The organism is Dyadobacter endophyticus (assembly GCF_014641595.1).
Classification (GTDB): domain Bacteria; phylum Bacteroidota; class Bacteroidia; order Cytophagales; family Spirosomataceae; genus Dyadobacter; species Dyadobacter endophyticus.
This window is the reverse complement of sequence record NZ_BMIA01000003.1, coordinates 487,266-506,339: the sequence shown is the minus strand read 5'-3', so window position 1 is coordinate 506,339 and position 19,074 is coordinate 487,266. Positions and strand designations below refer to the sequence as shown.

At 49.5% G+C, this 19,074-nt stretch carries 12 protein-coding genes; 5 read left to right on the top strand and 7 right to left on the bottom strand.

Annotation, left to right across the window (positions count from 1 at the left end; all coding sequences use genetic code 11):
* Positions 1-4: 4 nt before the first annotated feature.
* Positions 5-1,900 (top strand): RagB/SusD family nutrient uptake outer membrane protein, encoded by a 1,896-nt coding sequence (locus IEY24_RS21820; RefSeq protein WP_188936003.1) that lies wholly within the window; start codon positions 5-7, stop codon positions 1,898-1,900.
* A gap of 104 nt (positions 1,901-2,004) precedes the next feature.
* Here the strand turns inward: IEY24_RS21820 and IEY24_RS21815 are convergent, their stop codons facing one another.
* From IEY24_RS21815 to IEY24_RS21805, 3 genes are all read right to left on the bottom strand, one after another.
* Positions 2,005-2,865, bottom strand: coding sequence for a sugar phosphate isomerase/epimerase family protein (locus IEY24_RS21815; RefSeq protein WP_188936001.1), 861 nt, complete (start codon positions 2,863-2,865; stop codon positions 2,005-2,007).
* A 119-nt stretch (positions 2,866-2,984) separates the two neighbouring features.
* Positions 2,985-4,361, bottom strand: a complete 1,377-nt coding sequence (locus IEY24_RS21810) for a M16 family metallopeptidase (protein ID WP_188935999.1) — start codon at positions 4,359-4,361, stop codon at positions 2,985-2,987.
* A 23-nt stretch (positions 4,362-4,384) separates the two neighbouring features.
* Positions 4,385-5,707 carry a M16 family metallopeptidase gene (locus tag IEY24_RS21805; protein WP_188935997.1) on the bottom strand — a complete coding sequence of 441 codons (1,323 nt, stop codon included), beginning with the start codon at positions 5,705-5,707 and terminating at the stop codon, positions 4,385-4,387.
* A 76-nt stretch (positions 5,708-5,783) separates the two neighbouring features.
* On the opposite strand from IEY24_RS21805, the gene IEY24_RS21800 reads away from it, so the two are divergent.
* Entirely contained in the window at positions 5,784-6,581 is a 798-nt protein-coding gene (locus tag IEY24_RS21800; RefSeq protein ID WP_188935995.1) for an endonuclease/exonuclease/phosphatase family protein, read from the top strand.
* On the opposite strand, the gene IEY24_RS21795 is transcribed toward IEY24_RS21800, so the two are convergent.
* Entirely contained in the window at positions 6,568-8,295 is a 1,728-nt protein-coding gene (locus IEY24_RS21795) for a VRR-NUC domain-containing protein (RefSeq protein WP_188935993.1), read from the bottom strand. The genes IEY24_RS21800 and IEY24_RS21795 overlap by 14 nt on opposite strands.
* A 284-nt stretch (positions 8,296-8,579) precedes the next feature.
* Here IEY24_RS21795 and IEY24_RS21790 point away from each other — a divergent pair, with 284 nt between their 5' ends.
* Entirely contained in the window at positions 8,580-9,770 is a 1,191-nt protein-coding gene (locus IEY24_RS21790; protein ID WP_188935991.1) for a phosphoglycerate kinase, read from the top strand.
* 121 nt (positions 9,771-9,891) lie between these two features.
* Here IEY24_RS21790 and IEY24_RS21785 read toward each other — a convergent pair whose 3' ends face one another.
* Entirely contained in the window at positions 9,892-12,333 is a 2,442-nt protein-coding gene (locus IEY24_RS21785) for a TonB-dependent receptor (protein WP_229222874.1), read from the bottom strand.
* A gap of 312 nt (positions 12,334-12,645) precedes the next feature.
* On the opposite strand from IEY24_RS21785, the gene guaA reads away from it, so the two are divergent.
* Complete coding sequence (gene guaA, locus IEY24_RS21780; RefSeq protein ID WP_188935987.1) at positions 12,646-14,175, top strand: glutamine-hydrolyzing GMP synthase; 1,530 nt, start codon at positions 12,646-12,648, stop codon at positions 14,173-14,175.
* 59 nt (positions 14,176-14,234) lie between these two features.
* Here guaA and IEY24_RS21775 read toward each other — a convergent pair whose 3' ends face one another.
* On the bottom strand, positions 14,235-14,399 hold the full coding sequence (locus tag IEY24_RS21775; RefSeq protein WP_083769210.1) for a DUF1328 family protein: 165 nt from the start codon (positions 14,397-14,399) through the stop codon (positions 14,235-14,237).
* A gap of 193 nt (positions 14,400-14,592) precedes the next feature.
* On the opposite strand from IEY24_RS21775, the gene IEY24_RS21770 reads away from it, so the two are divergent.
* Entirely contained in the window at positions 14,593-16,449 is a 1,857-nt protein-coding gene (locus IEY24_RS21770; protein WP_188935985.1) for a M1 family metallopeptidase, read from the top strand.
* On the opposite strand, the gene IEY24_RS21765 is transcribed toward IEY24_RS21770, so the two are convergent.
* Positions 16,450-19,014, bottom strand: coding sequence for a DUF5686 and carboxypeptidase regulatory-like domain-containing protein (locus tag IEY24_RS21765; protein ID WP_188935982.1), 2,565 nt, complete (start codon positions 19,012-19,014; stop codon positions 16,450-16,452). It abuts the gene before it with no gap.
* Positions 19,015-19,074: the final 60 nt, after the last annotated feature.

Here is a 19,074-nt window from a genome sequence, read left to right as displayed (position 1 = left end):
TTTTATGAATACCAGAAGAATATTTACAAGCATCGCATTCGGCCTTGTAGTGTTGTCGGGCTGCCAGCAGGATTTCCTCGACCGCAAACCCGACGATCAGGTAGATGCCGAGCAGGTCTTTACCCGATATAACAAAATGAACCAATTGGTAACGGACCTTTACGACAATGCCAAAGGTTCTAACAGTCCACTGGTTTTTTTCTCACACTTCTCGTCTGCGCCGGTAACGGACGAGGCGGAAGGCTCGACAGCGGAAGGAAGCCTTACCAACAAGTTCAATACCGGCGACTGGAACCCCAACGCCATGCCCGATCGCAGCAGCCGCGGGCAGTACTGGTGGGATTTGTATGCCCGCATCCGCAAGGCGAATGTGATTTTGGAGGGCGTTAGAAAATACAAGACACCGGATAACCCGCTGCAAGCTGGCGACCTCGATAAACGCCTCGGTGAGACCTACTTCATGCGCGCCTACTTCCATTACCTGGCCGCACGGATGTACGGGGAGGTGGTTTATATTACCCACACCATCCAGCCCACCGATCCGATGGATTTCAAGCAGGAGTCTTTCCATACCATTGCCGCCAAAATCAAGCAGGATTGCGATTCCGCATTTGCATTGGTGCCGGGCAGCTGGGGCGGTGCCGATTTCGGCCGGGTGGATAAAGGAGCGTGCCTGGGCCTGAAAGCGATGATTTCCTGGATGGCCGCTACGCCGATGTGGAATGGCGGTACATTCCCGAACGATACGCGCCAGTTTGCCAGCGAATACACTTATAATGTGGATCGCTGGGTGAAAGCCAAAGAAGCGGCTAAGGCGGTAATCGAATTCAAGGTCGATGGCCGCCAGCGTTACAGCCTCTATCAGGGGCACGACGCAGCCGATTTTCGCGACGACGCCGGGGTGAACAATAATAATTCCAAAGTACCCGCGCGGCTCTGGGATTTGTACCACGACATGCAGTCATTCCAGAACGAAGCTGTTTTCTTCGTCACCCGCGACAAGGATAATAACTGGCAGGGCGACATTTACCCACCAAGCTGGGGCGGCAGCTCACGCCAGATGCCGGTTCAGGAGCAAGTGGATGAATATGAATACATTGCGGCGAATGGATTTGGCTACCCGGTTTACAGTTCGCGCGCGAAAACCGACGGTTACGACGATGGTAACCCTTACGAAAGCGTGAAAAGAGACCCGCGTTTTTACCGCGACATCGTGTATCACGGTTCTACTTTCAAAGGAAAGGTGATCAACACGGCTACCGGTGCGGACAAGATCGGAGCTTCCAACTCTTCGACGACCGGTTATTTCTTGCGCAAAATCCTGCGCGAATCCTGGAACCGAGATAAGAGTTTTGCCATCAGCGGTCCGCCGGTGTGGCGCCTCCCCGAGTTTATTTACATTTATGCGGAAGCGGTAAATGAGTCGGCGGGGCCCAATGCGGAGATTTACCAAATGCTGAATGATGTAAGAAAGCGCTCATTCATGGCGCCCATTCCACCAGAAGCACAGAGCAGTAAGGCGTTGATGGACGAGTACATCAAGCGCGAAAGAAGGGTGGAGTTGTTTTATGAAAATAACCGGATCTGGACCTCACGCCTGTACCTGGAAGCCAGCTCGCCAAAAGAAGTCGCGCGCGAGCAGGCGTGGCAAGGTGCCGGTTCGACCAACGAACAGCGTTCGCAAGGCTACTGGCCCTATCCGAAGACGCAACGTATGATCAATGGTATGAAGCCCGTCGAAGACCCGAATGGAAAAATCGAAGTGGATGGTAAAAAATATCGGATGCAGCGCTATTTCGTAGAAAGCCGCGTTTTCGTAACGCCAAGGCATTATCTCTTCCCGATCATGCAGGACGAGTTGCAGCGCACACCGACTTTGAAGCAGAATCCGGGCTGGTAACTTTGAAAGGAGGAAAGGGAGGAAGGAGGAAGGGAGGAAGGAATATGCAAAAGGGAGGACAGAACTAATTCCATCCTCCCTTTCCTCCATCCTCCCTTTCCTCCCTATTCCTTAATACTCTTAATATAAGCAATCGTAACCGGGATCTGCTTCAAATATGACGGGCTTTCGTCTTCGATGAAGTAATGCTTGATGCCGACTTTCTTCGCCGCTTTCAAAGTGGCGGCGATGTCGATCTGGCCGGTTCCCAATGCTACGTCGTTGGTGGTTGGCGTGCCGCCAGAAAGGTCGCCTTTCACGCCTTTTTTCAGGTCTTTCAAGTGCATCAGTTTCCAGCGGGTCGGGTATTTCAGGAGCAGTTTCGCCGGATCTTGTCCAGGGAATGCGGTCCAGAGAACGTCCATTTCGAAGTTTACGTATTCAGGATTGGTGTTTTTAACAATGTAGTCGAATAACGTACCATCCTCGTAGGGCACGAACTCGTAGCCGTGGTTGTGGTAGGTAAGTGAAATGCCGGCTTCTTTCAGCTCTTTTCCGGCTTTATTGAAATCAGCTACTGCTTTTTTCGCGGTTTCGAGGTTGAAATTGCCTTTTTCGTGAGGAATCCAGGGTACCATCACGTAGGTCGCTCCCAGGATTTTGGCATCCTTGATCGTTTGTGCGGCGCTTTCGCTCAGTTTTTTGTAATCCGCTCCAATGGATTTCATTTTAATACCCCGTTTGTCGAGCTGCTTGCGGAGCTCTTCGGTAGTCATGCCAGCGATGGGGCCTCCTTCCATTTCAGTAACGCCGAGCGATTTGATCGTATCCAGCGTCGCTTCGATGCCTTTGCCCCAGCTGCCGCGGAATGTATATGCCTGTAAGCCGATCGGAGCGGTGTAAACGGGCTTGCCCTGTGCAAAAAGGTCGCTTTCGCCCGTCAGCAATGCAGCAGCCAGGCAGCCCAGACCGATTAGTTTTTTCATTGTCATCTCGTTGATTGTTTTAGATAGGTATTGCCAAAAAGTTACCGGTGGGCCGGGCCCCGGGAGCCCGGTCTAGCGAGACCCGGTCTCTGTTTAAAGCAATACCTGTTATTGATATACTAAAATCCGTCGGCCTTGATCTGCTTTTCGCTCAGCTCGCCGTACTTTTTGACTTGTTCCTTAATCTCCGAGGCCTTGCCTACAAAGACAAATTGCAGCTTATCCTTCGGAAAATAGGTGGCGATAATGTTCTTCGCCTGCGCGACCGTCAGCCCGTCGACCTTACTCTGGAAAGTATTGATAAAACTTTCGTCGAAATTGTAAGTGAACATATCCGTCAGCAACCGGGCCAATGCACCCGCCGATTCGTAATCCGGCGGGAAATCACCCTTCACATAGGCCTTCGCGGATGCGAGGATTTCTTCATTGATGCCGGTTTTATGCAGGCTATCAAGCACGCTTAGCGCCATATCGATCGCCGGAACGGTCGTGGAGTTTTTTGTAAAAGTACTGATACCAAATGTACCGGCATATTTGTAACGGGTAAAACGGCTGCCAGCGCCGTAAGTCAGGCCGGAATTGACCCGCAATGCATCATTCAGCCAGGAAGTAAACCGGCCGCCGAGAATGGTGTTGATCACGGTAACGGGTACGTAGTCCGGTGAATTATAATCAATTCCCTTGCCGCCGATCATGAATGTAGTCTCGCGAGCGTCGTCCTTGTTCACGAGCAGCACGCGGGCTTTGTCGAATTCCAGATTGGGGGCCACGCGTTTCACCATTCTTGCAGGCGCGGTTTTCCATTCGCCAAACAATGCGGTTACCTTTTTCTTCATATCCGCCGCTTTGAAGTCGCCCACAATCGAAATGGCGCCTTTTCCGGTGGTGTAGTTGCTTTGGTAAAATGCTTTCACCGCTGTTACATCAATTTTTTCAACGGTCGATTTACTGCCGGTTGTGGGCGTCGCATAGGGGAAGTTGTTGAACAGGAATGCATTATAGTAATTTCCAATCACCGAACGCGGGCTTTCTTTGGCCTGCGCGAGTTCGAGCAGAGTCCGTTGTTTGTGTTTATCAAATTCGGTCGCATCGAAAACCGGGTGTATGAGCACTTGCTGGATCAGTTCAAAAAGCTTTTCCTGATCTTTCACGGCAAATGAAGCCGCCAGGCCCGCATTGTCTTTTGAAGCGTATGTGGAAATGCTCGCGCCGACATAATCGGTCATTTCCTCGATCTGCGCCTTGGTGTATTTCTGCGTGCCGAAAAGCAATGCATCGGCTGTCAGGCTGGCCAGCCCGTAGCGCTCGCCGTCGTTGATGGAACCGGCGTCGAATACCGCCGAAACGTTGATCAGCGGCACCTCGTGCTGCTCCATGAGATAAACGGTGAGCCCGTTTTTGAGTTTGAAAGTCTCGTAAGGCGGTACTTTGAAATTATTCTGCGCCTTGGCCGCGAATGCGCAGAGGGCGAGCATTAGCATCAATATGTTTTTCATTCCAATTTGAATTTGAATGGCTGTTATTTCGATTTTTCGGGAAGCAGGTAGCCTACGGTGCGGTTGCGCTCGGTGAAGTATTGGGTTGCAACGCGCTTAATGTCGTCCACTGTGACCTTTTTGTAGTTTTCCGGCGCTTCAAACATCTTTTTATAATCACCAAAAAACACATCGTATGTCCCGAGACTGTTGGCCTTTCCATTGATGGTTTCAAGCGTGTGGTAGAATTCCATCAGTTTCTGGTTCTTCACTTTCTGCAATTCGGTGTCGGTCACGCCATTCTGAATGATCATATCGATCTGTTTTTCAATGGCTTTTTCAAGATCCGGTGCTGAAACGTTGTCACCGGCCACGCCAAAAACAATGAACAGCGTAGGATCGAAGCCGTTATCGAGCCCTGTGGACACACTGGAAGCGATGGTAGTGTCCATCACCAGCGATTTCACGAGCCGCGAAGAGTTGCCCGAACTCAGCAGGCTGCTGAACAAATCCAGCGCATAGTAATCGGCATGGGCGGTTTCGGGGACGTGGTATGCCAGGAGTATATTTGGCGTAGTAATGTCCTTGTAAGTTGTCACGCGCCGCTCCCCATTCTGAGGCGGCTCCACGGTACGGATCTTCGGCGGCAGGCCACGCGCAGGAAGCGGCGCCATATATTGGTCGGCTAGTTTTTTGACCTGGTCAAATTTAATATCACCCACCACTACGACGGTCGCATTATTGGGCGAATAGTAGGTCTTAAAATAATTTTCCAGATCGGCTTGCGTCCAGCTTTTGATATCCGACTCAAAACCGATCACCGGGAACATATACGGATGCTCCTGGAACGCCACGGATTGAACGAGTTCTCCCAGCAGCCTGTAGTTGCTGTTTTCGAGCCCGGTACTGCGCTCAGAAAGGACTACGCCGCGCTCGCTTTCCACCATTTTAGGGTCAATGGACAAGTGGCCGATGCGGTCCGATTCGAGTTTGAAAATCGTTTCCAATGCGTCTTTCTGAAACCAGTCGGTGTAGACCGTCACGTTTTCGGAAGTGTAGGCATTGTTGGAGCCGCCGTTGGCTTCCATCACGCGGTCGAACTGCTTCGGGCCGTAGTTTTTGGAGCCGTTGAACATCATGTGTTCGAAGAAATGGGAGAGGCCGGTAATTCCGTGGACCTCGTTGCGCGAGCCTACCTTCCAAAAAAGGTACATATTGGCGGTGGGGATGGAATGGTCTTCCAAGACGAGGAATTTCATGCCGTTGGAGAGAGTGAAACCTTTCACATCCTCGGGCCGGGTTTGCGCATGCGCCACGCCGAGGCCCGTCAGCGCAGCCGCGGCGAATAGAATTTTTCGGAGCTTCATGAAGCAGGGATTGTTAATGAATGTGTAATGATAGCTATTTTTGGCACATTATAGACCTAAATCCTTTGTACCACCAATGAAGAATTACTTCTTTTCTTTACTCACGCTCCTAGCATTCAGCGCAGTAGCAAGTACGTCGCCCGACCAGCCTGCCAAAAAGCAGCGTTTTAAAGTAATGACCTACAATATCCACCATTGTAACCCGCCGTCGGCCGGCGATAAGATCGACGTGGAAGCTATTGCGAAGGTGATCAATGCTGAAAAACCCGATTTTGTGGCATTGCAGGAAGTGGATGTGAATACCGAACGTTCCGGAAAAGGCAAGAACCAGGCGCAGCAACTGGCCGAGCTCACAGGCATGAAATTCTATTTTTCCAAAGCGATCGATCACCAGGGAGGCGATTACGGCGTGGCTGTTCTGACCAGATTTCCGATCGTCGATTCGGCGAAATTCGCATTGCCGATCCGCCCGGAATTGAAGGAAGAAGACCGTACGATAGCCGCGGTAACCGTGAAATTGCCTGATAACCGCAAACTGATTTTCGCTAGCACGCATTTGGGTCTGAAAGAACCCAACCGCATGCTGCAAGCGGAAACCATTTGGAAGCATTTCCGTGAAACGGAACTGCCGATGATCCTCGGAGGCGATTTCAATGCGACCCCAGAAAGCCCGGTAATCGCCTATTTTGATAAATATTTCACACGCTCCTGCACCGATTGCAAGCCGACCATCCCGGTTGAAGTGCCTAAGAAGACCATCGATTTCATTATGCACAAGCAAGGCAGCAAACTCAAAAGTGCCAACACGAAGGTAATCGACGAGAAATATGCCTCGGATCACCTGCCCGTGACGGCCGAGTTTACATTAGACTGATATTTTCCTTGATCCAGTTCACCCGCACGATCCGGCTCTGCACACCATGTTCGGCAAAGAAATGCTGCCAATGCAGCTGCCGCGATGAAAGGTGGTCGGTAGGAGATTTGATTTCGATGAATGCGTAGTCGTCCTCATTCCAGACTAGCAGATCGGGGAAGCCGCGGGTGTTTTCGCGGAGGTTCAGCGCCATTTCGAGCATGATCTTGTGGATCTTTTCGGGGCTTAGGAGCGAGGTAAGGGTTAATACCTTCTCCAATGCGCCTTCGTACCAGGGCACCAGCACGTTGGTAATGCCGTATTTGTCGGCAAATGTCTGGCTTACGAGCTCGTCGATGATCTCGCGCGAATGCGCGGCGGCGAGCCGTTCCTTCAATTGTTCCGACCGTTTGAAATAGAAATCGGGCAGGAAGAAATCCGACGGAATGCGTTGCAGCGGGTTATGGATCGTCTGGACATTGGTGTCATAAATAATATCCCAGAACAGCAGCCCGAACAATGCACGCCACGGCTCGTTTTCGCTGAAAAACGCATTGTAGCCTTGCTCCTGGTAATAGGTTATCGCCCCGAATTCCACACGGAAACGGAAAGAAATCGGTACTTCAATCGCTTCGGCAGCCTTCAAAGCCTGGGTCGTCCTTTTGACGGTCCGGGCCTTTTTGTTTTTGATCTTCTCATAAAAATCGAGGCTGAAAAAGCGCTCGTCGGCGTTTTGCGGGCTTTCGGCAATTTCCTCGCACAATGCCAGTGCCTCGTCGATCTCTCCCAGGTTATAGAGCAATCGCACGCGCCGCTCGCGGGCGGGGGCGTCGCCGGTAAGCTGGTAGATGGTGAGCGCCTGCGAGAGCATTTTCTTGCGTTCCAGCCAGGCGCTGACTTTTAATATGAATGTATTGAACGATGGTAAAGCCTTATGACTCAGGCCGGTGCCGCTGGCTACGTGCCAGTTCATAAACCAGTCGTAGATTTCCTCCGGTGGGCGGTCGTTTTTGATGACGTCGAAAGTTTCCTTCATCAGCGAGACCATTAGTGTATCATCCGCGTCCTTCCGCGTATCGAATTGAATAGAAAGGTATTGTTCGTCAAAGGATTGAAACCGCACATGGCCCAGGTCACGGACGACGAATTCGGTCATATCGGCATAGCGGTTGCCGAAGAACAGGAATTTCATCAGCATAACTTCCGCTTCGAACGACACCTTTACCACCGGTTCAATTTCACTGATTACCTCGCACAGCACCGCGAAATCATATTCATACAACAACCACCGCACCAGATCGGGTTTTTTAATGCTTTTGGAAGGCATTATTTCCGGTTGGAGCAGCCGGGTAACTTCCAGCAATTCGGGTTTGGTAAAAAGATCGATTACTTCCGCAAACCGGCCATCATGCGCTTCGCAGAGGGATTCGATGAAGCCGCATTCCTGAAGTTCGGTAAGCACGGCAGGCATATCCTCAATTTCGGAATAGGAAAGGCTGTTGGTACGGAAGAACGATTTGCTGCGGTTGCTGAAACGGATGAAGAGGCATTGAGCATCCTCCGAAAGCGACTCGTAATTGTCCAGAAATTCCAGCTCACTCTCATGCAGGATGTGCACGTAGCGCTTGCGTACGAACGCGAGCACGTAATTGAAATATTCGAGATAGTACTTGGGCGGCAAATCCGTGGGAAACACCTGTTCCCCGGCGAACGGGTCGGTTAACTGGGCAGACAAAACGGTTACTTTTTTAGTTGATGAAGAAATAAAGTTACCAAAAATATCTTTTTCAGGATATTAAAATTATCAATGCTTTTCATGGAAAAAGGGGCACGGGCGTTCTGAACCCGGCAAGTGAAGGACGGTTATATTAATATTTGGTTAATTAAAGCTTTTATAGAAAAATGAAAGGTAAAAATTGGATTATACGTATGATGGATGCTGTGTTTTGTTAAATGCGTAGTATATAATTAAGAAATTGGTTTACATTTGCTACCTATGGAAAACAATTTTACCTGCCCATGACAACATTAGATTCTTATGATTTTTCAGGGAAAAAAGCCCTGGTCCGCGTGGATTTTAACGTCCCGCTTAATGACAAATTTGAGATCACGGACGATACACGTATCCGTGCGACCATTCCGACAATCAGCAAGATTCTTAATGACGGCGGTTCCGTCATTTTAATGTCACACCTGGGTCGCCCCAAGGATGGCCCGACCGAAAAATACTCTCTGAAACACCTGGTAAACCCATTGTCGCTGATCCTCGGAAAGACAGTGAAGTTCGCCGACGATTGCATTGGTGAAAGTGCAACGGAGCTTGCCGCTGCATTGCAGCCGGGAGAAGTTCTGTTGCTCGAAAATCTGCGTTTTTATAAAGAAGAAGAAAAGGGTAACGAAGCGTTTGCTGAGAAACTTTCCAAACTGGGCGACGTGTGGGTAATGGATGCATTCGGCACCGCACACCGCGCGCACGCTTCCACAGCCGTGATCGGTAAATTCTTCACCGATAAAGTTTGCGGTTATGTGATGCAAGCAGAGCTGGATAACGCAGAGCGTCTTCTCGAACATTCAGAAAGACCTTTTACCGCTATTATGGGTGGAGCGAAAATCTCCGATAAAATCCTGATCATCGAACGCCTTCTTGATAAGGTCGACAACCTGATCATAGGCGGCGGTATGTCCTATACATTCTCCAAAGCACAAGGCGGAAGCATCGGCAAGTCGTTGCTCGAAGCCGACAAGCAGGAGCTTACGCTTGAACTCGTGGAGAAGGCGAAAGCAAAAGGTGTAAACCTGATCCTGCCTCTGGATACGGTGATCGCCGACAAATTTTCAAACGACGCGGAGCGTAAGGTAGTTGAAGCAGGTAGTATTCCTGATGAGTGGGAAGGTTTGGATATTGGTCCAAAAACCATTGAGATTTTCGCGGATATTATCAAAAACTCGAAAACTGTTCTCTGGAACGGTCCTATGGGTGTATTTGAGTTCCCGAACTTTGCAATCGGCACTGACGCAATCGCTAAGGCGGTAGTTGCGGTAACAGAAGAAAACGACGCATTCTCGCTTATCGGCGGTGGTGACTCGGCTTCTGCGATCAACAATGCAGGCTACGGCGACCGCGTGAGCTACGTTTCAACCGGCGGCGGCGCTTTGCTCGAATACATGGAAGGCAAAGTACTTCCGGGTGTAGCTGCACTTCAGGCATAAGCATTCCTTTTTTAGGTTTATAGCAAAAAGAAATCCATCCCGCACATCGCGGGATGGATTTTCTGCATAACAAACCTAACTAATTTATGAACACTGGCCTCGTTCGGCCGGGATTCCACTCTTAATTGCCACCTGCGCGCTTCTGCAAATCATCAGAGCCGGTATTGCGCTGGCGGGCACCCTTCACATTCTGGTTACCGAAGTTATACGTGAAGGTCAATCTGAACTGGCGGCTTGGCCATTCGGAACGCACTTTGAAATCGATATCCTTGTAAACCGCGGTACCATTGAAGCGGTTAGTCCAGAAGATGTCGTTCACATTCAAACGGATCGTTCCTTTTTTGTTCAGGATATTCTTTTGCAGGCCTGCATTGATCATCCCCATTGGATGGGCTGCGTACAAGCCGTAGAACTGCCGGCTGTTATACCATCCCGAGAGCTCGGCCGACCAACCTTTGCCGATCGTAAACTGGTTGCTGGCGTACATATTCCACGATACCTGCTTGATTTCCAGTTGTTGTTCGAGGTAATATGATTTGTAATGGTTGTAAACACCCGTAAAGTTCGCCTGCACTTGCCACCATTTAGTAACCGGTATCGGGAAAGAGACGGTCAGGCTGATGTTGTCCTGATTGTCAAGGTTATCCGACGTTACAAATGTTTTGTTCTCCGAAGCGATCTGCTGAGGCAGTTCATCCGCGATCATATCTTTAATGCGGCTGTAAGCCAGCGTCGTGTTCAAAGCATTTTTGTAAACGTGTACCAACTGGAACGAATGCGTGTATTGCGGTCTCAGGTTCGGGTTACCACGCTGAAACGTATACGGGTCAAGATAGAACTCGAACGGGTTCAGCGACTGGTAATTGGGACGGTCGATCCGACGGCTGTATGAAAGGTTGATCACGTTGTTGGTGTCCAGCTGATTCGAGAGGAACACGCTCGGGAACAGGTTTACATAATTTCTGTCGCGTTTCTGGTTCAAGGTGACCGAGTTACCGATCGAATGCGTATGCTCGGCGCGGAGCCCAACCTGATATTTGACCTTTTTGGAAAATGCACCCGCATAATTCGCATAAGCTGCATTCACATTTTCGGTGTATTTGAACCGGTTGGAGCGACTGGGGTCCAGCTTCCAGCTGTCGATGAAAGTTTCGAACACCATGTCATTATCCGAAGTCACAAAGCTGGATTTCAAACCGGTTTCAAACTTGCCTTTGCCGATCGGCTGCGTATAATCCAGTTTTGCCATGGCGATATTGATGTCCGAGGGCATATCGTTGCGGACGATCTCAGTGGCGGCATCATCTGGCGTGCCGTTTGCATTGAAATAACGGGTATCGAGGTTGCTCTCCTTTTTACCGCCATAATGCACGTAGTCGAGATCGAACGTCAATTCCTTGCCTTTGTCATTGAACTGGTGTTTCAGGTTCACGTTGGAACTGATATTATTCATTTTGCCGCCATTGAAAACGTTGGTCCGGAATGAGCGCTGAAGGATAAGGTCTTCATTCAGGATCCGGGTATTGGTCTGTCCGAAAGGGTTGCTCCAATCGTTGTAGAACCCGGAAACCAGTACGCCTACCGTAGTTTTGTCCGTTGCAAAGTAGTCAAGACCGGCACGTACATTATAGTATTCCGATCTGTTGATACGCTCCGTTTTCTGGTCGAAAATGGTGACTTTACCCTCGTATGGGATGGTGCGGTAGATGTCGTTGTTGTTAAATCCTTTGTTATAAAATGCGCCTGCGCTAATGAACGAGCTCACTTTTCCGGCGCGGTGATTAAGCGTTCCGTTCACATTCCCACGGCCATATTTTGCCCACGCGCCGCCGAGATTGATATTTCCGTTGGTGCCGTAGTTCTTGTTGCGCTTCATTTTAATGTTGATGATCCCCGAGTTACCGGCAGCGTCGTATTTGGCCGAAGGATTGGTGATCAACTCAATTTTCTCGATATTATCGCTGGGCGTGTTGCGCAGGAGGGTGATGAGCTCTTGTTGGGATAAAAAGGTCTGTTTCCCGTCGATCTGAACAATCACACCTTCTTTGCCGCGCAGTTTTAGCTGCTCGTTCTGCTGATCGACCGTCACACCGGGAGCGCGTTCGAGCACTTCCAATGCCGTTGCGCCTGCGGACACAATGCTGTTTTCGACATTCACAACCGTCCGGTCGATTTCCTGTTCGATGAACGGCTTTTTAGCTACGACAGTCACCTCGTTCAGCGATTTTATGTCGGTTTTGAGGGTGACAGTAGGAAGGTTTACGGGAGCGTCTTTGATATTGAAGGGGTCACTGTAAGCTTTTTGATAACCTACCATCGAGATTAGCGTGAGGTACTTGCCAGCGGCAACCTGATCGAATGCGTACTTGCCATCCTCATCGGCTGCAATACCCTTTACAAGCAAAGAATCTTTGGCTTGCAGCAGGAGGATATTCACGAACGGGAACGGTTGCGACTTTTCATCCAGCACCGCGCCGGTGACTTTTCCTTTTCCGGTAAGAGGCTGGGGAGCTTGTGCGTGCACAAATCCACTGCCCAGCAGCAGCGCTGCAGTTAGGTTCATTAAGATTTTCATGGCTAATAGTTGAAAGTTCAGTGTACCGTGGGTGAGTTGTTCCATTAGGTACACTGCAAAGATAGGTACTTGGTATAACATAGAACCTTTGATTACATAAATGGTTCTAATATTATATAAGTGGTGTGTGTCTATCTTTCGGCTTATAGATACAAAGGGATAAAAGGAAGTTGCATATAGGTTGTAAAAAAGTTTAAACGGTTAAATAGCTGTTTGAACGACGGAAGTGGCGAAGTTTCAACTTCGTTTTTTGCTTTTCCCCCAATCTCCCTACCTTTGCGTTTTAGATAGCATATATATATGACTGAACAAATTCTGATTTTAGATTTTGGCTCGCAGTACACCCAGTTAATTGCACGCAGAGTTCGCGAACTGAATGTTTATTGTGAAATCCACCCATACAACAACTTCCCCGAACTCACTCCCAACGTCAAAGGCGTCATTCTCTCAGGAAGCCCCTGTTCGGTAAGGGACGAAGACTCTCCCCGGATCGATCTCGACAAATTTCGCAAAATACTACCCCTGCTGGGCGTATGCTACGGTGCGCAATTGCTCGCACAGGAGCTGGGCGGCGATGTGAAACCTTCACAACACCGCGAATACGGCCGTGCACGCCTGGAAATCGATGATACCGATTCTTCATTGCTCGCAGGTTTGTCGGAATCCTCGCAAGTCTGGATGTCACACGGTGACACGATCGTCCGCGCGCCTCAGAACTTCCACGTGATCGCTTCCACGGAATCCGTAAAGGTGGCGGCATTCAAGGTGGAGGACGAACTCACTTACGGTATCCAGTTCCACCCGGAGGTTACACACACCACCGAAGGCAAAAAGCTGTTGCATAACTTCGTTGTTAACATTTGCGGTTGCAAGCAGGAGTGGACGTCCGAGTCATTTGTGGAGCACACCATCGACCAGCTTCGTCAAAAACTAGGCGATGACAAGGTTGTAATGGCATTGTCGGGAGGTGTGGATTCTACGGTTGCCGCAACGCTGGTGCACCACGCGATCGGTCAGAATTTATATTGTATTTTCGTTGATAACGGCCTTTTGCGTAAGGATGAATTTGAGCAGGTGCTCCATTCTTACCAGGATATGGGCCTCAATATCAAAGGTGTCGATTCTAAATCGCACTTTTACCAGTCACTCGACGGGCTAAGTGATCCGGAAGCGAAGCGCAAGGCGATTGGAAAGTCGTTCATCGATATTTTCGATCAGGAAGCGCATCTGATCGAAGACGTGAAATGGCTTGGCCAGGGTACTATTTATCCCGACGTAATCGAATCCGTTTCGGTGAAGGGACCTTCGGCTACCATCAAATCGCACCACAACGTGGGTGGTTTGCCCGATTTTATGAAATTGAAAATTGTCGAACCGCTGAATACACTGTTCAAAGACGAGGTAAGGGCGGTTGGACGTACACTGGGAATTGACGAGAAGATACTGGGCCGTCACCCGTTCCCGGGCCCAGGCCTGGCGATCCGTATTTTGGGAGAAATCACTGCCGAGAAAGTGGCGATTTTGCAGGAAGTGGACGCTATCTTCATCGGAGGTCTCCGCAAATGGGATCTTTATAAAGACGTTTGGCAGGCCGGTGCCATGCTCCTGCCTGTGCAGAGTGTAGGCGTTATGGGCGATGAGCGTACATACGAGCGCGTAGTCGCGCTGCGGGCCGTAACTTCGGTTGACGGTATGACAGCCGACTGGGCGCATTTGCCGTACGATTTCCTCGCGGAAGTTTCGAATGACATTATCAATAAGGTAAAAGGGGTGAACAGGGTCGTTTACGACATTTCTTCGAAACCGCCGGCTACCATCGAATGGGAATAACGAATATAAAAAAAGCGGACATCGTCCGCTTTTTTTATATGTGGTGTTTTTGTAAAATGTCAGGATCGCCCGACTCCGCGGCTTAGTAAGCTCAACACGAAAAGAACGAGGAATACGAAGAAAAGAATTTTAGCAATTCCGGCTGCACCTGCGGCTATTCCGCCGAATCCAAGGATACCGGCAATGATAGCGATGACGAGAAATATTACGGTCCATCTAAGCATGATTGACAAGTATTTAGGTTTTTAATTATTGATTTCTGATTCAATAGTTACCAAATATGTGCCAGCATCTCACAGCCGCTCCAAATGCCCTAAACGGCTGGAATCGCTTAAAAATGAGGTTTTTTGTGGAGAATGATGCACAGTTTCAAGGGATTCCGTTAATTTGCGGTTTAATCAAATTACTAATGTTCTAATGAAGTTTAATTTATCTGTGCTATTGCTGGTCGCGCTTGCGTTCCGGGTTTCAGCACAAAGTGACCGTTGGCAGCAGCGCGCGAAGTATCAGATGGAAATTGATTTTGATGCGGTCAAACACCAGTACAAGGGCACCCAAAAACTCGTCTACACTAATAATTCTCCCGACACGCTTCAAAAGGTATTTTATCATTTATACCTGAATGCATTCCAGCCAGGCAGCCAGATGGACGTGCGCTCGCGCTCCATCAGCGACCCGGATTCAAGGGTGAAGGACCGTATTTCCAAATTATCGCCTTCGGAAATCGGCTATGAAAAAGTGCTTTCGCTGAAACAGAATGGCAAATCGCTGAAATACGAGGTGGTAGGGACGATTCTGGAAGTAACTCTCAACGAGAAAATCCTTCCGAAGTCGAACCATACTTTCGAAATGGAATTCGAAGCACAGGTGCCGTTACAAATTCGTCGCACGGGCCGTAACAACAACGAGGGCATCGACTACTCGATGGCGCAGTGGTATCCCAAAATGTCGGAATACGATTATGAAGGATGGCACGCCAATCCTTACATCGGTCGCGAATTCTACGGAATCTGGGGTGATTTCGATGTCAAAATTACGATGGATGCGGCCTACACCATTGCCGGAACGGGCTATCTGCAGAACCCTGACAAAATCGGTCACGGGTATTCCAATAAAAATGTGACGCACAAACCGGGCGAGCGCCTTACCTGGCATTTCGTAGCGCCGGACGTTCACGACTTTATGTGGGCAGCCGACCGCGATTATCAGCACGATGTCGTGAAAGTGGATGATAACCTTGACCTGCATTTCTTCTATCAGACCGATACGCTGGCCAATGTTTGGAAGCAAATGGAGCCGCTCGCGGTGCGTTCGTTCAAGATCATGAACGAGCAGTTTGGACGCTATCCCTACAAACAATATTCGGTGATCCAGGGCGGCGATGGCGGAATGGAGTACCCGATGGCGACGCTGATCACCGGTCGGCTGAACCTCCACGCATTGACGAGCGTGACGGTGCATGAATCGATCCACAGCTGGTTTCAGGGGGTTTTGGGAACCAATGAATCCAAATACCCATGGATGGATGAAGGTTTTACGACCTATGCGCAAAATATTGTGATGGGCGAGTTGTTTCCTTCGAAAGGCGATCCGCAACGCGCTGCTACCACCAGCTACCGCAGTTTAGTGAAGTCGGGAACGGAAGAGCCGCTTACTACGCACGCCGATCATTACAATACCAACAAAGCATACAGCATTGCCAGCTATAACAAGGGCGCGGTTTTCCTTAACCAGCTGAATTATATTATGGGTAAGGAAATATTTCAGCGCGCCATAAAGCGATATTACGCCGAATGGAAGTTCAAACATCCCAATCCGACCGATTTGAAACGCATTATGGAAAAGGAATCGGGCCTGGAATTGGATTGGTTTTGGGAGAATTTTGTGGGAACAACCAAGACGATCGATTACGGCATCCGTGAAGTGTTGGCTAATGCCGGCAAAACCGATGTGGTGCTGGAAAGGATCGGGCAAATGCCCATGCCGCTGGATGTGGTCGTGAGCTATAAGGACGGAACACAGGAGAATTTTTACATTCCGCTCGAAATTATGCGCGGCGAAAAGGCTGAGAAATGGTATTCTAAAACCACGCAAATGGCTGACTGGGGCTGGACTTATCCTGAATATTCCTTCACCATTGACCGGAACATTGCCGACATTCAGACGATCGTGATCGACCCGAGCCAGCGCATGGCTGATATCGAAGTTGATAACAATACCTGGCCTACGGTTCCGAAAACCGCTCCGCGTTTCAAGGCTTCAAAAGTGAAATAGTTACCGTCCGAACCGAAAAGAGGCACCGACGCGCCATCCCATCCCCTGGAAATGGGAGCCATGGAATTGCGCGACGGCCTCCAAGCGGACGATCCGCATGATATTATCAATTCCATAAACCGCTTCTGAATAGTTTCGCATTGTGGGTACACGCAGATAATGCAGCTGCAACGTCTCCGAAATGCCGGTTACGCGCAATGCCTGTATGCGTGTGAGCAGGAAATGCTGCATGGTCCAGGTTAAATGTGTCTGGAAAAACCACTTCGAAGTACTGTAACGGTAATAGGGCAACATCCGGAACTGATCGGGTGGGTAGACATACTGGAAGAAGAATTCGTTGCCCATGAAGTGCTGATAGTCCGGAAAGTACATCTTTTTTGTGCTTAAGAAACCACCGCCGTTGATCAGATATTCGAGGTTGCTGCGCGGCCCGAGGCTCAAATCCTGCCGGATGGTACCTTGCAATAACGAATAATCGGAATCTCCCAGAAAGCCCAGCCCACTTTTGTAATTGACAATAAAAGCCGGCCCCCGACTTCTCAAATAGCGTTTTTCGCCATTTCTGATCAGGTATCTTCTCCACGGCCGCAATGTGGCGGTAATATCGAATATCCAGGCATTATGTTCTGCAAAACCGGTGTTATCCAACTCGCGGTTAACCGGCCTGTTAGGCGTAAACCCGAATTGATTCCAGAAAATAATCGGTCGCGCGCTTTCCTGGTTGAAAAGCTCCTTACGATGTTCAAAATCCAGGCTTGCGTTCAGGCTCAGTACGTCGCCGATATTGCGGAGCGTGTATTGGATATGGCCGTATTGTTTCTGGTAGACCTTCATCAGGCTGCGGTCGACAAAGCGAGCGGCAATACTGTTGGGCAAGGGTGGGATAGGGTCACGATTGTTAATCTGCGACGCCATTTCTCCGCCGGAAAGTCCCAGATTCCAGTTTCTCCCGCCGATATTCGTTTCGAGATTTCCGTACAGCCGCTTTCGGCCAAAAGAATAGCGCACCAAAGGCCGCAGACTGAAATACGCCGATTTACCCCATCGCTTCTGCCATTCGGTGATGAAGTTAATCGCGTTTCCTTCGACAGAATTATAGCTGATGGATAGCAACGGACTTTTGAAATAGAAAGAATTTCGTTTTCCGAGCGCGTAAGTATTGCCGAGGATCAGGTGCACAGGTTTGAAATGTGTCGAGTCAGGTTTTGTTTTGACCCTGACAGAGTCCTTGACGACTTTGATGCTATCCTGGGTGACATAGCTCGAAACTTCCGATTTTGTCAGCGGGATGGGGCGCAACGTCTGCCAGTAAATAGTGTCGCGCTTGTTCGCCATCGAATCGATCACGATGGAATCCTGCCGCACGAGCCGGTCGTTGCCCAGCTGTTCTTTTTGTTCTTTTTTCTGCTGTTTTTCGTATTGTTTGGTGAGTTTTCTGAAATTTTTGGTTGAAAACTCCTTCTGTGCCTGGATTAGGTTTTCGAGATCTTTGCCACCTTTTACTTTGGGGGCATCTTCTTTTTTATGATCGGCAATGTTGATGTCTTCCCGCAGGCCGGGATCTACGTCGAGTTTCTCGTAGGTTAATGAAACCAGGTAACGGAATTCACCCGCGAAGCCAAGGTAGCTACCATTCAGCCGGAACTGTTGATTGACCGGAATCCAGGCGCCCTGCACCGGACTGAATAGCTGTTTGGCCGAAATGTTCAAGCCGCTGGTTGTAGTTTGCAAGTCGTAGCTATGGATTGCCCAACGGTCTTCAAGTATAAACAGGCTTCCCTTAAAAACCCCTTCGCCGTAAGCTTTTGGGATAACCTTTATTTTATTGACGATCTGGCCTCTTTCTTCGAAATAGCCTTCGTATTCAAATTTGTAATAGGCAAAAGATTTGGGGGATAATGGAGAAATCGTGCCGGCTATTTCAGGGCTGTACAAACTGGCGAGAATGTACTCGTTCGGGGAAGGAATGCTGTTGTCGAGGCTGTTGCGTGTGGAAATAATGCGCTGGCTGTAATTGTTGGGGCGCCGGTATTTGATCTCCGCCACGCTTTCGTTCAGAATGGCTTTACCTTGCTGCACGCCCTCTTTTTTCAACCTTTTTTGAAGCAGGAAAGGGATCTTGGTGGCTACGCCCGTACTTCTTGAATATACTTTCGCCGTATAACCTCGTACCTGCAACTGGTGAAAACGTGCTTTGGCAATAGCCCGCCGCATAATGCTGTATGCCGGATCTTCCTTCGATTTGCCGACGGTGGCTTCCTGTAAGCTGAGTGCCTGCTCTTCCATGGTCACGTTCAGTTCGGTGAAATTGTTGCCGATTGTGAGCGTTTTGGAAATGCTTTTAAAACCCAAATACTGAAAAATGATCTCATAATTGCCGGGCGCGAGGCTGAATTCATATTCACCTTCTTCATTGGCCATCGTGCCGTTGCTCGTGCCTTTCACCGCAATGCCCGCGTAGGGAAGAGCCTCGCCGTTTTTTGTCGTAATGCGGCCCCTGATCCCACCGGCCCGGGAGAATTGTTGCACTGCCAGTAAAAGCATCAAGAATGCCAGAAAACGCATATAGTCGGGTGTAAAGTGCTGATAGCGGTGGTTAGAGGGCAGGTATGTTGTGCAACAAAT